The sequence below is a fragment of the Streptomyces bathyalis genome (genome assembly GCF_015910445.1).
Lineage (GTDB): Bacteria > Actinomycetota > Actinomycetes > Streptomycetales > Streptomycetaceae > Streptomyces > Streptomyces bathyalis.
The window spans coordinates 947,091-960,602 of record NZ_CP048882.1 but is presented as its reverse complement, the minus strand read 5'-3'; the positions used below and the strand labels follow the sequence as shown (position 1 = coordinate 960,602).

9 protein-coding genes are annotated in these 13,512 nt (G+C 70.0%); all 9 read left to right on the top strand.

Translation table 11 applies throughout. The annotated features are described in order from the left end of the window. Positions 1-191: 191 nt before the first annotated feature. The 9 genes from G4Z16_RS04275 to G4Z16_RS04235 all read left to right on the top strand — a co-directional run bounded on the left by G4Z16_RS04275 (position 192) and on the right by G4Z16_RS04235 (position 13,500). Positions 192-1,745, top strand: a complete 1,554-nt coding sequence (locus G4Z16_RS04275) for a sugar ABC transporter ATP-binding protein (RefSeq protein WP_197349256.1) — start codon at positions 192-194, stop codon at positions 1,743-1,745. A 68-nt stretch (positions 1,746-1,813) separates the two neighbouring features. After that, entirely contained in the window at positions 1,814-2,755 is a 942-nt protein-coding gene (locus tag G4Z16_RS04270; protein ID WP_246531209.1) for an ABC transporter permease, read from the top strand. Further along, entirely contained in the window at positions 2,752-3,864 is a 1,113-nt protein-coding gene (locus G4Z16_RS04265; protein WP_197349254.1) for a substrate-binding domain-containing protein, read from the top strand. The genes G4Z16_RS04270 and G4Z16_RS04265 overlap by 4 nt, the downstream gene beginning before the upstream one ends. A gap of 95 nt (positions 3,865-3,959) precedes the next feature. Further along, positions 3,960-5,168, top strand: a complete 1,209-nt coding sequence (locus G4Z16_RS04260; RefSeq protein ID WP_197349253.1) for a Gfo/Idh/MocA family protein — start codon at positions 3,960-3,962, stop codon at positions 5,166-5,168. 70 nt (positions 5,169-5,238) lie between these two features. Continuing rightward, the gene (locus G4Z16_RS04255) at positions 5,239-6,237 is read left to right on the top strand and encodes a sugar phosphate isomerase/epimerase family protein (RefSeq protein WP_197349252.1); all 999 of its coding nucleotides are present in this window, start codon (positions 5,239-5,241) and stop codon (positions 6,235-6,237) included. 297 nt (positions 6,238-6,534) lie between these two features. Further along, positions 6,535-7,320, top strand: coding sequence for a M15 family metallopeptidase (locus tag G4Z16_RS04250; RefSeq protein ID WP_197349251.1), 786 nt, complete (start codon positions 6,535-6,537; stop codon positions 7,318-7,320). Positions 7,321-7,744: 424 nt separating this feature from the next. Then, positions 7,745-8,149: a hypothetical protein gene (locus tag G4Z16_RS04245; RefSeq protein ID WP_246530673.1), complete on the top strand. Its 405-nt coding sequence runs from the start codon at positions 7,745-7,747 to the stop codon at positions 8,147-8,149. Beyond that, positions 8,146-8,769 carry a hypothetical protein gene (locus G4Z16_RS04240; protein ID WP_197349250.1) on the top strand — a complete coding sequence of 208 codons (624 nt, stop codon included), beginning with the start codon at positions 8,146-8,148 and terminating at the stop codon, positions 8,767-8,769. Before G4Z16_RS04245 ends, G4Z16_RS04240 begins: the two co-directional genes overlap by 4 nt. A 3-nt stretch (positions 8,770-8,772) precedes the next feature. After that, a complete protein-coding gene (locus G4Z16_RS04235; protein ID WP_197349249.1) occupies positions 8,773-13,500 on the top strand; it encodes a putative T7SS-secreted protein in 4,728 nt (1,575 codons plus the stop codon). Positions 13,501-13,512: the final 12 nt, after the last annotated feature.

The following is a 13,512-nucleotide window of genomic DNA, read 5'->3' as shown; positions in this document are numbered from 1 at the left end:
GGCCCGGCCCGAGCCGGTCCGAACGGCCCCAAGGCCCGTCGTACAGCGCGCGCACCGCCCCGCATTTCGGCACCCGGCACCACCGCACCCGCCTTTCGGCACCCGGCACCACCGCACCCGGCACCACCGTCCCGCAACGGCACCGAGCACGGTCCCGCCTGCCCGTACGCAGTACGCACGGAGGCCCCGCCATGGCTCCAGAGGTTCCACACACTCCACTGCTGACGATGTCCCGCATCACCAAGACCTTCCCCGGCGTGAGGGCGCTGGACGGCGTCGACCTGGACGTACAGGCCGGCGAAGTGCACTGCCTGCTGGGGCAGAACGGCGCGGGCAAGTCCACCCTGATCAAGGTTCTCGCCGGCGCGCACCAGCCGGACGAGGGCGACATCCGCTGGCAGGGGGAGCCCGTACGGCTGGCCACGCCGATGGCCGCCATGCGTCTCGGCATCGCCACCATCTACCAGGAACTCGACCTGGTGGAGCACCTGTCGGTGACGGAGAACATCTTCCTCGGCAACGAGGTGTCCGCCCGCGGCTTCATCCGCGCCCGCGACGCCCGCACCCGCGCCGCCGCGCTACTGCGCCGCCTCGGCCACCCGGAGATCGACCCGGACGTGACCGTCGGCGCGCTTCCGGCCGCCGGGCAGCAGATCGTCTCCATGGCGCGCGCCCTCTCGCACGACGTGCGACTCATCGTCATGGACGAACCCTCCGCCGCGCTCGACCCCGATGAGGTCTCCAACCTCTTCCGTATCGTCGGCGGGCTGACGGCCGAGGGTGTCGCCGTCGTCTACATCTCCCACCGCCTGGAGGAGATCCGCCGCGTCGGCGACCGTGTCTCCGTGCTCAAGGACGGCCGTGTCGCCGCCAGCGGACTGCCGGCCCGCACGACGGAGACACGGGAGTTCGTCGCCCTGATGACCGGCCGCGACGTGCAGTACGCGTTCCCCGAACGCCCGGTCCACACCGAGCCGTTGGAGGACCGCGTCCTTCACGCAGCGCCCCGGCCACCCGTGCTGCGTGCCGAACGACTCGCCCGCAAGGGCGAGTTCGAACCGCTCGACCTCGAACTGCGCGCCGGTGAGATCACCGGACTCGCGGGCCTCGTCGGCTCCGGACGCTCGGAGATCCTGGAGACTCTCGCCGGAGCCCGGCGTCCCACCGCCGGGCGCATCCTCGTCCACGGCAAGCCGCTGCGCCCCGGCGACGTCACCGCGGCGGTACGGGCGGGCATCGGCCTGGCACCCGAAGAGCGCAAGTCCCAGGCGCTGTTGATGCTGGAGCCCGTCACCAGCAACGTGTCCGTCTCGGCGCTGCCCCGCTTCTCCACCGGCGGCTGGCTCGACCGTGCCCGCGAGCGCGCCGAGACCCGCGCACGCACCCGCGACCTGGCACTGCACCCGGACGACCCCGACAGGGCGGTGCGCACCCTCTCAGGAGGGAACCAGCAGAAGGTCGTCCTCGCGCGCTGGCTGCTGCGCGAGTGCCGGGTGCTGCTGCTGGACGAGCCGACCCGCGGCGTCGACGTCGGGGCACGCGCCGAGCTCTACACCGTCATCCGCCGTCTCGCCGACTCCGGCGTCGCCGTCCTTCTCGTCTCCAGCGAAGTGCCCGAAGTCCTCGGACTGGCCGACCGGGTGCTGGTGCTGAGGGAGGGCCGCGTCGTGCACACCGCCCCCGCCCGGGAGCTCGACGAGCACCGGGTGCTCGACCTCGTCATGGAAGGGAGCCCGTCGTGCTGAGCCCAACCGGTGCCGAGGCGGTCAAGGAGCCCGCGTCGCAGCCGCCCGCACCGCCGTCCCGGCGCGGCATCAGCGCCCCACGTCGCGGCGTGCGGCACCTCTCTCTCGTCGGGGTGCTCGTCGCGCTGGTCGTCGTCGGCGCGTTCACCAAGCCGGAGCAGTTCCTGACCTCCGACAACCTCCAGCTGATCCTGACCCAGTCCTCGGTCATCGGGGTCGTCACCGTAGGCGTCACGTTCGTGATCATCGGTGGCGGCATCGACCTGTCCGTGGGAGCGATCGTGGCGCTCGCCTCCGTGTGGGCGACGACCGTCGCCACGCAGGAGTTCGGGCTCGGCGGCATGCTGCTGTGCGCGCTCTCGGTGGGGCTGGGCTGCGGGCTGGTGAACGGGGTGCTCATTGCCTACGGGCCGATGGTGCCCTTCATCGCGACCCTGGCCATGCTCGCCTCGGCACGCGGGCTGGCGCTGCTCATCAGCGACGGCAAGACGCAGGTGGTGACGGTGAATTCCGTGCTCGACCTCGGCGTCTCCGACAGCTACGTGCTCGGCATCCCGCCTCTCGTGCTGGTCTTCGCGGCCGTCGCGGTGCTGGGCTGGCTCGTCCTGGGGCGCACCACCTTCGGGCGACGAACCGTCGCGGTCGGCGGCAACGCCGAGGCCTCGCGGCTGGCGGGCATCGCGGTGCGCAGGCAGCGGCTGCTGCTGTACCTGCTCTCCGGCCTGTGCTGCGGCATCGCCGCGTTCATGCTGATCGTTCTCACCGGCTCGGGTCAGAACACCAACGGCAACCTCTACGAACTCGACGCCATCGCCGCCGCGATCATCGGCGGCACCCTGCTCAGCGGAGGCCGGGGGACCATCACCGGCTCCGTGCTCGGAGTGCTCGTCTTCACCACGATCACCAACCTGTTCGCTCTCAACAACCTCCAGACGGACGTCCAGCAGATCGCCAAGGGAGCGATCATCGTCGCCGCAGTCCTGGTCCAGAAGGGTCGGAAGACGTCATGACCGAATCACCCGAGAACCCGAATCCACAGAACCCCAACCCCAACTCGCCCCGTACAGACGCGTCTTCGCTGAGTGCGTTCGGCGCCTCCCGCAGGAACGTCCTCTTCGGCGCCGCCGCCGGTGCCGCCTTCCTCTCCGGCTGCACCAGCAACGAGAGCAACGACGGGAAGGACGCCGAGGCAGGGCAGGCGAACGTCGCCGACGACAAGCCCGGCAAGAGAGTCACCATCGGCTTCGCAGGGCCGCAGGCGGACCACGGCTGGCTCAACGCCATCAACGAGCAGGCCAAGGAGCGGGCGAAGAAGTACAAGGACGTCACCCTCGAGGCGACGGAGGGGTCGAACGACAACGCCCAGCAGGTCGGCCAGATCGAGACGCTGATCAACAAGAAGGTCGACGTCCTCGTGATCCTCCCCGCCGACGGCAAGGCGCTGACGCAGGTCGGCCTGAAGGCGATGCGTGCGGGCATCCCCGTCGTCAACCTCGACCGGGTGTTCGCCTCGCAGCAGGCCTACCGCTGCTGGATCGGCGGCGACAACTACGGCATGGGGCTCAACGCCGGCCGGTACATCGGGGAGAAGCTCAAGGACAAGAAGAACGCGAAGGTCGTCGAACTCGCGGGCATCGACAACCTGGAGCTGACCCGGGAGCGTACGGAGGGCTTCGACGACGCCCTGAAGAACTACCCGAACATCAAGAAGGTCGCCCGTCAGGCCGCCGAGTTCACCGTCGAGTCGGGCCAGTCGAAGATGGCCCAACTGCTGCGTGCCGAGCCGAAGTTCGACGCGCTGTGGAACCACGACGACGATCAGGGCGTGGGCGCCGAGCGGGCCATCAAGCAGGCGGGCCGCGACGACTTCCTCATGGTCGGCGGTGCCGGGTCGAAGCGCGTCATGGAGGCCATCAAGGCCGACAACAGCGTCATCAAGGCCACGGTCCTCTACCCGCCGACGATGGCCGCCTCGGCCATCGACCTCGCCCGCGCGCTGGGCCAGAGCAAGGGGGTCGGTGGTCTCGCCGAGTTCGAGATCCCGGCGTCCATCACGCTCTACTCGGCCGTCGTCACGAGGTTGAACGTCGACGAATACCTGCCGACGGGCTTCAAGTAGGCCCGGCCCTGGCCCCGTTACCGGCGCACCACGCCACGCACCACGCCAAGGCCGTGCCCCACCCCCCACTTGTACCCCCGACAGGGAGGAGCCCCATGTCCGACGACACAGCGCCCGCACCCGCGCCCGTACGCCCCGATCAGGGCGGATCGGCGCCACCGCTCGGCGTGGGCATGGTCGGTTACGCCTTCATGGGAGCCGCGCACTCCCAGGGGTGGCGCACCGTCGGCAGGGTCTTCGACCTGCCGCTCACGCCCGCGATGACCGCCGTGTGCGGACGGGACCCGGACGCCGTGCGGGCGGCGGCCGGGAAGCTCGGCTGGGCGGCGGCGGAGACCGACTGGCGGAAGCTGATAGCCCGCAGCGACATCCAGCTCGTCGACATCTGCACACCCGGTGAGAGCCATGCCGAGATCGCTGTCGCCGCGCTGGAGGCCGGAAAGCACGTCCTGTGCGAGAAGCCTCTCGCCAACTCCGTCGCCGAGGCCGAGGAGATGGCCGCGGCGGCGCGAGCGGCCCGCGAGCGGGGCCAGTTGACGATGGTCGGCTTCAACTACCGCCGCACGCCCGCACTCGCCTTCGCGCGGCACATGGTCGCGGAGGGACGCCTGGGCGAGCTGCGGCACGTGCGCGTGAGCTATCTGCAGGACTGGCTCGTCGATCCTGCCTTCCCGCTGGCGTGGCGGCTGCGCAAGGAGGCCGCCGGATCCGGTGCGCTGGGGGACCTCGGCGCGCACGCCATCGACATTGCACAGCATCTGGCGGGCTCGCCCGTCGCCGGGGTCTCGGCGCAGACGGAGACCTTCGTGACGGAGCGTCCGCTGCCCGGCGAGGCACCGGGCGGCGCTCTCGGGCCCGTCACCGTGGACGACGCCGCCATCTTCAACGGGCGTCTGGAATCAGGGGCGTTGGCGTCGTTCGAGGTCAGCCGCGTCGCGTCCGGACGCAAGAACGCGCTGCGGGTCGAGCTCAACGGGACCCTCGGATCGGTCGAGTTCGACCTGGAACGCCTCAACGAACTCCACTTCCACGACCAGACCGACACCGCGTCCGAATCCGGGTTCCGGCGCATCCTCGTCACCGAGGGCGAACACCCCTACCTGGAGGCGTGGTGGCCGCCGGGGCACGGCCTGGGCTACGAGCACACCTTCGTGCACCAGGCGCGCGACCTGCTGCACGCGATCGCCACCGGCACGGACCCCGAGCCGTCCTTCGCCGACGGGCTCCAGGTCCAGCGTGTCCTGGCCGCGGTCGAGGAGAGCGCGGCAAAACACAGCACCTACATCAGCGTCGACGCCGGCTGACGAGACCGTCAGCCCGGCCGGGAGACCGGACCGGATCAATCGGCCCAGCTCGGATCAGGAGGCTGCGCACATGCCCCGACAGTTCACCCTCTTCACCGGCCAGTGGGCGGACCTCCCGCTGGAGGAAGTCTGCACACTCGCCCGCGACTTCGGCTACGACGGACTCGAACTCGCCTGCTGGGGCGACCACTTCGAAGTCGACCGTGCCCTGGCGGAGCCGGACTACGTCGACGGACGGCATGCCCTGCTGGAGAAGTACGGTCTGAAGTGCTGGGCGATCTCCAACCACCTCGTGGGACAGGCCGTCTGCGACGACCCGATCGACGAGCGGCACAAGGGCATCCTTCCCTCCCGCATCTGGGGCGACGGCGACCCCGAAGGTGTGCGGCAACGCGCAGCGGCCGAGATGAAGGACACCGCGCGCGCCGCGGCGGCGTTCGGCGTGCGCACCGTCGTCGGCTTCACCGGCTCCTCCATCTGGCATCTGGTCGCCATGTTCCCGCCGGTCCCGCCGCACATGATCGACCGGGGCTATGAGGACTTCGCCGAGCGGTGGAACCCGATCCTGGACGTCTTCGACGCGGAGGGCGTGCGCTTCGCGCACGAGGTCCACCCCAGCGAGATCGCCTACGACTACTGGACGACGCACCGCGCGCTGGAGGCCATCGGCCACCGCCCGGCGTTCGGGCTCAACTTCGACCCCAGCCACTTCGTCTGGCAGGACCTCGACCCGACGGGGTTCCTCTACGACTACCGGGAGCGGATCTACCACGTCGACTGCAAGGAGGCCCGCAAGCGCCTCGATGGCCGCAACGGCCGGCTCGGCTCCCACCTGCCGTGGGGTGACCCCCGGCGCGGCTGGGACTTCGTCTCGGCCGGGCACGGCGACGTGGCGTGGGAGGACGTCTTCAGGATGCTGCATTCCATCGGCTACGAAGGTCCCGTCTCCGTGGAGTGGGAGGACGCGGGCATGGACCGGCTCGCGGGAGCGCCGGAGGCGCTGCGCAGGCTCAAGGCCTACGACTACGACCCGCCGTCCTCCTCCTTCGACGCGGCGTTCAGCAGCTGAGCAGCCGCGTCCCCGTCCACCGGGCCCCGTCCCCGCCGAGCCGCCGCGCCCCGGGCAACCCGCCTGCCCGGGGCGCGGTGCGGCGTGTGTGGGACCGTCGCCACGGCGGTCCGGCGGGGGCCGGCGGTCAGGAGAACGAGCGTCCGTGGCTGCGCCCCGTCGGCGTCAACTGCCGTAGCACGGACGCCGGAACGCGTCATGACGTATGTCATGACGTGTCTTGACACTTTCTGTGAACGGGGTCACTCTCATGCTCTTCCAGCCTGTGCCACCGACCAGGGAGAGGCAGCGTCCGTCATGAGTTCACGTCCCGTCAGAGTGCTGTTGTCGGTTCTCACAGGAGCGGGCTTGATGCTCGTCGCCCCCGCGGCCACTCCCGCCGTCGCGAGCTCCGCATCGGCCGCCCCCGCCGAAGCGGCCGCCGCCGACGCGAGCGCTGCCGACGCCTGCTACAGCTGGAGCGGAACGCTGAGCGAGGGCGCGTCCGGAGAGGCCGTGCGGCAGCTGCAGATCCGGGTCGCCGGATACCCGGGGTCCGGCAATCAGCTTGCCATCGACGGCCAGTTCGGCCCGGCCACCAAGGCCGCGGTGCAGCGCTTCCAGTCGGCATACGGCCTCTCCGCCGACGGAGTCGCGGGCGCCCAGACCTTCAACAAGATCTACGAGTTGCAGGACGACGACTGCACGCCCGTCAACTTCAGCTACGACGAGCTGAACAACTGCAACTCCGACTGGTCCGGGGGCAAGGTCGGCGCGTCCGTCGCCCGTGCCAACGCCCTTGTCACCATGTGGAAGCTGCAGGCGATGCGCCACGCCATGGGCGACAAGCCGATCACCGTCAACGGCGGCTTCCGAAGCGTCGCCTGCAACAGCGCGGTCGGCGGCGCGGCCAACAGCCGCCACATGTACGGTCACGCGGCAGACCTCGGTGCCGGTTCGCAGGGCTTCTGCGCTCTGGCGCTGGCGGCCCGCAACCACGGCTTCACCGAGATCCTCGGTCCCGGCTACCCGGGCCACGACGACCACACGCACGTCGCGGGCGGCGACGGACGCTTCTGGTCGGCGCCCACCTGCGGGCTCTGACCCACCACTTCGCGTACTGCCTCGCCACGTCCGCTCCGTGCCATCGGCCCGGAGGGACGTGGCGAGATGCGTTTCCCCGGTGGGACCCCCGACCATGCCGCCGCCGGAAGTGATCACTGCCTCATCCTGCCCCCGTCACCGGGTACCTCGCGTGCCTGCTGTGTACGGTGATGAGGACTGTAAGGACGTCGGGGGACGGGGAGTTGTACGGATGTGCAGGGGGAGGCGGCACCGGCCGCGAACCGGGCGGCTGAGCTGCATGAAGTGGCGGCGCCGGTGGGGGAGTTCAGACATCGCCTGGTGCTGGTGCCGTTGCTCGACGGCGAGTTGATGTACGCGCAGCCGGGGGGGCCGCGACGGGACCTGTCGCAGGATGCGTCATGTCCCCTACGGTCGGAACGGCTGATCGAACCGGGGGGTTGTCATGCTGACGGAGGACATCGAGGACGCCGAGGGCGACGGGGACATCGATGCGGCACGGGAGCAAGTGCTCGCCGATCTGGGGGAGTTCCGCCGTTCGCTGCTGGTGGTGCCGATCCGGGACGGCGGGATCCTCGCCGGCGACCACGGCGGTCTGCGGTGGATCTATGCGTTCACGGACACGGACACGCTGACGGCATTCGCGCAGGCACGTGGTGAGGGCGGCGAGTGGGAGTTCCGGCGGGTCTACGGGGCCCGGCTGCTGGACGAGACGGTGGCCGAGGTCGGAGTCCCGTGCGGGATCGCGGTCGATGTCGGGAGCGAGGGGGCGTTCCTGTTGCCTCCGGCGAAGGGGATCGTGCCCGATGAGGTGGCGGTGACCGAGGAGTCGGAGAGGGCGTCGTCATGAGCGGTGGCTACAAGTTCGACCCGGCCGCGGCGAAGCAGGTCGAGCAGGGCATGAAGGCCGCGACGGCGGAGCTGGAGGAGACGGGCTTCTTCTCGATCACCGCGCAGCAGGGTCAGGGTTTCCAGTTCCTGATGATGTCCGGCATGGAGATGGGCAACGGCGAACTGGCCGAGGTGTTCGGGCAGTTCTGCGGCCTGTGGGGGATGGCGATCCACGAGAAGATGCAGCACCTGAACGACATCGCGGACAAGCTCGGCCTGTCGGCGGGGCTGTACCACGAGCAGGAGCAGTACGTGAACGACACCCTCAAGGAGGTCGTCGTCACTGCCGGTTCGTACAACCCGCAGCAGGGCGTCGCGGAGGGCGACAAGGCCGGGGAGAAGTCCTGGGGCGAGGTGTGGGGCGACGTCAAGCCGCGGATGCCTGAGGTCGATACCTCGCAGCCCGACTGGAACCAGATGGGCGACCAGTGGGGGCAGGTCGGGGACGACTTCGGGAACTCCCCGTGGCAGGACGTGGCCGGACCGGACCGGCAGGACGACTCGGACTGGCAGTGGGACGGGCCCCCTGAACAGCAGCAGGGCGGCCAGGGCAACGACAGGGGCAACGGGGGGAACTGACCGGTGGGTCTGGGGGACGCGTTCGAAGCGGTCGGTGACGGAGCCGAGTGGGTCGGCGACAAGGCCGCCGACGGCCTCGACAGCGTGGGTCTGGAAGGCGCGGCAGAGGGCGTACGGGACGCGGGCGAGTGGACGGCGGACAAGCTCGGTGCGGACGTCTCCGAACGGCAGCTCGGCGAGACGGAGGACCCGAAGGAGATCATCCACGGCGACGTGGAGAAGCTGACCGAACGCGCCGAGCACCTGCGGGACTTCTTCAAGGCGTTCGACAAGCTCGGCTCCGGGCTGAAGGGCCTGGACGTGCACGGCTGGGAGGGCGAGGCCGGGGAGGGGTTCCGGGCCGAGTTCGCGCCGCAGCCGAAGTTCTGGATCGAGGCCGCGGACGCCTGCGAGTCCGCCGCGAAGCAGTTCGTCCAGTACGCCTCCACCGTGCAGTGGGCACAGGGCCAGGCCAAGGAGGCCATCGCCCTGTACAAGAAGTCGAAGGCGACCTCGGACAAGGCGGTCGACGACTACAACGCAAAGGCCGACGACTGGAACCGCAAGAACGAGTCCGGCCAGGACCCGGGTCCGAAGCCGGGGCCGTTCCAGGACCCGGGCAAGGAAGGGCTGGAGCGGGCCCAGCACATGGTGACGGAGGCCCGCAGCCAGCGCGACGATGCCGCGCGCCGAGCGAAGGACGTGGTCAAGGGGCTGGTGGAGCAGGCCCCGAAGCTGCCCGGCGCCTGGGACATGGCCAAGCTGGCCTTCAAGTCCATGTCCGAAGGCATGGCCCTCAACGGCATGCACCTCCTCGGCGGGGCCCTGAAGGGTCTCGGCGAGACGGCGGGCCTGGTGCGGATGCTCAACCCGCAGGACCCGTACAACATGACCCACCCGGGCCAGTACCTGCAGAACATGAACGGCGTCGCCACCGGCCTGGCCTCCACCGTCGCCCACCCGGAACGCCTCGTCGGCATCGTCAAGAACCAGAACTGGCGCGACCCCGCAGAGGCCATCGGGAAGGTCGCCGTCGACCTGATCGGCGGCAAGGGCGCAGGCGGCGCGGTCAAGGGTGGTCTCAAGGGCGCGCTGAAGACCGGGGGCAAGGAGGCCATCGAGCAGGGCGCCAAGCAAGGCGCCAGGAGATCGGTCAAGGAGCGCATCCAAGACCTCGCACGGGACCTGAACTGCAAGGTTCTGCGCAATGAGCCCGTCGACATGGCCACGGGCCGGATGGTGCTGCCGCAGACCGACGTCAGCCTGCCGGGCACGTTCCCGCTGGATTTCACGCGCACCTTCGAGTCCGCGTACCGCAACGGCGGCTTCTTCGGGCCCGCTTGGGCCTCCACCATCGACGAACGCCTGGAGGTCGATGCCGAGGGTGTCGTGCACGTCGCCGCGGACGGCAGCGTGCGCGCCTACCCGCATCCCGCCCCCGGCCTGCCCGTCACCCCGGAGAAGGGGGTGCCGTGGTCGTTGGAGAGGCACCCGGACGGCTCGTACGAGCTCGTCGATCCCCTCAGCCGCACGACGCGCACCTTCGAGGCGCCCGCGGGCGTCGAGCCGGGCGGTGACGGCATCGCCAAGCTGGCATCCATGTCCGACGCACAGGGCAACTGGGTCTCCGTCGAGTGGGAGCTGGGACATCCCCACTCCATGACGCACTCCGGCGGCTACGAGCTGCGGTTCACGTGCGAGGCGGGCCGCATCACGGCCCTGTCGCTGGGCACGCCGGAAGGCCCGGTACGGCTGCGCTCCTACGCGTACGACGACCGCGGCTTCCTCATCTCCGTCGCCGACTCCGAGGACCGCGCCACCCGGTACGACGTGGATGAGCGCGGCCGCATCGCCAAGTGGACCGACAGCAACGGCCGTTCGTTCTCGTACACCTACGACGACGAGGACCGCTGCATTCACCACGCGGGGGAGGCCGGGCACCTCGCGGCCCGCTTCGAATACGGCCTGGAAAGCCCCGAGCCCGGCTGCACGACGACGCGGGTCACCGACTCCCTCGGCCACGCGTCCTTGTTCACCGTCGACTCCCGGCTGAGGATCGTCGCGGAGACCGACCGTGCCGGCCGGACCACCCGCACGACGTACGACGAGGAGCACCGGCCGCTGACGGTCACGGACCCGCTCGGTGCCAGCGTCGAGTACGTCTACGACGAGGTCGGACGCCCGCTGCGTGTCGTGCTGCCCGACGGCGGTGAGATCTCCGTCGAGTACGACGAAGGGGGCCGTCCCGTCCGCAGGACGGACGCGGACGGAGCGGAGTGGAGGTATGCCCGTGATGAGGGCGGGCTGCTCACCGCCGTCACCGACCCGGCCGGCTCCACGACGACGTACGGCTACGACGCCCGCGGCCATCTCGCCTCCGTCACCGACCCTTCCCCAGCCTCCGGCCGGGGAGACCCCAAGGGCGCCACCAGCGCGGTCCGTTGCGACGCGGCCGGGCTGCCGCTGCAGATCACCGGCCCTTCCCCAGCCTCCGGCCGGGGAGATTCCATCGGCGGGACCACCACGTACGTGCGCGACGCCTTCGGGCGTCCCGTCACCGTCACCGATCCCTCCGGCGCGGTCACCCGGCTGGAGTGGACGCCGGAGGGCCGTCTCGTCCGTCGCATCGACCCCGGTGGTGAGGTGCAGAGCTGGACGTACGACGGGGAGGGCAACTGCCTCACGCACACCGACGCGGTCGGGGGCGAAACCCGTTACGAGTACGGCCACTTCGACCTGCGCACGGCCCGGACCGGCCCTGACGGAGTGCGGCACACCTTCGCCTACGACACCGAGCTGCGGCTCGTACAGGTCGCCAACCCCCAAGAGCTGACCTGGAGTTACACCTACGACCCCGCGGGCCGGCTGATATCCGAGACCGACTTCGACGGCCGCACCGTGCAGTACGGTCACGACGCCGCCGGGCGCCTGGCCTTCCGCACCAACCCCGCGGGCCAGACGATCAGCTTCACCCGGGACGCGATGGGCCGCGTCACCAGGAAGAACGCCGACGGTGACGCGACCGACTTCTCCTACGACGCGGCCGGGCGTCTCATATCCGCCTCCGGCCCCGACGCGGAGCTGATCTGCCGCCGGGACAAGCTCGGACGCGTCAAGGACGAAGTCGTCAACGGCCGCGTCCTCACCCATGACTACGACGCGCTCGGCCGCCGCACCCGCCGCGTCACCCCCGCCGGCACCGTCACCACGTACACGTACGACGCGGCCGGCAACCGCACCTCGCTCACGACGAACGGCCACACGCTCAGCTTCGACCACGACGAGTCGGGCCGCGAGATCAGCCGCAGCGTCGGCGAATCCGAAGGTGCCCTGACCTTCACCAACCTCTGGGACCCGGCAGGGCGGTTGGCGTCCCAGACCATCGCGGGCCCTTCGGCGGGCACGGTGCAGCAGCGGACGTACCGCTACCGGGCCGACAGCCATCTGGTGGGCGTCGAGGACCGGTTGAACGGCTCGCAGCACTTCGACCTCGACCCGGCCGGGCGGGTCACCGAGGTCCGCGCCGAGGACTGGTCGGAGTCGTATGCGTACGACGCGGCCGGGAACCAGACCAGGGCCGACTGGCCCGCGCAGCACGCGGGTTCGGACGCGCGCGGCGAGCGCGCTTACAGCGGCACGAAGCTGCTCACGGCCGGGTCGGTCCGCTACGAGTACGACGAGGCGGGGCGCGCGGTGCTGCGGCAGAAGTCGCGGCTGTCGAAGAAGCCGGACACGTGGCGCTACGTGTGGGACGGCGAGGACCGTCTGACGTCGGTGACCACGCCCGACGGTACGCGGTGGCGGTACCTGTACGACCCGCTGGGGCGCCGCATCGCCAAGCAGCGGCTCGGCGACGGGAGCGGTGACGACGGCAGCGGCAGCGTTGGCGGCGAAGGCCAACAGGTGCTGGAGCAGGTGGACTTCACCTGGGACGGCTCCATCCTCATCGAGCAGACCAGTACCGCTCCGAATCTGCCCGATCCCGTCACCCTCACCTGGGACCACGACGGCCTGCGACCGCTGACGCAGACCGAGCGCATCACGAACGAGACGACCCAGGCCGAGATCGACTCACGCTTCTTCGCGATCGCCACCGACCTGGTGGGTGCGCCCTCGGAGCTCCTCGACGAGAGCGGCGGCATCGCCTGGCGCACGCGTCGCACGCTGTGGGGCACGACGACGTGGAACGCGGACGCCACGGCGTACACGCCGCTGCGGTTTCCCGGCCAGTACGCCGACCCGGAGACGGGCCTGCACTACAACTTCCACCGCCACTACGACCCCACGACGGCCCGCTACCTCTCCCAGGACCCGCTCGGCTTGGACCCGGCTCCGAACCCGGTCACGTACGTGCACAATCCGCACACGTGGGTCGACCCGCTGGGGTTGGCGGGGTGTGACGTCACCTACGGAAAGACACAGGGTGAGGGCGAGAACCTCAAGCGGTGGGCCAAAGTCGGCGATGACGACTGGCAGTTCAACACCGGCCACGGATACGACCGGACCCACACAGGTCCTGGTGGAGTGCAGAACGATGTGCGGAGCACGGGGCTTTCAGCCGACCAGGTCGAGAAGGCGATCGCGGGAGATGTATACGATCTCGTCAACAGCGGAGGGAAGGTGCCGCAACCCGGTCCAGGAGTTCGCCCCCTGGAAGGCGCCGTAGATGTGGATGGGAACAGTATCGGATATCGCGTGACGCAGACTCCGGACGGTACGTACCGAGTAGCGACCTACTGGTTGAACCCATAGTGAAAGGTTGAT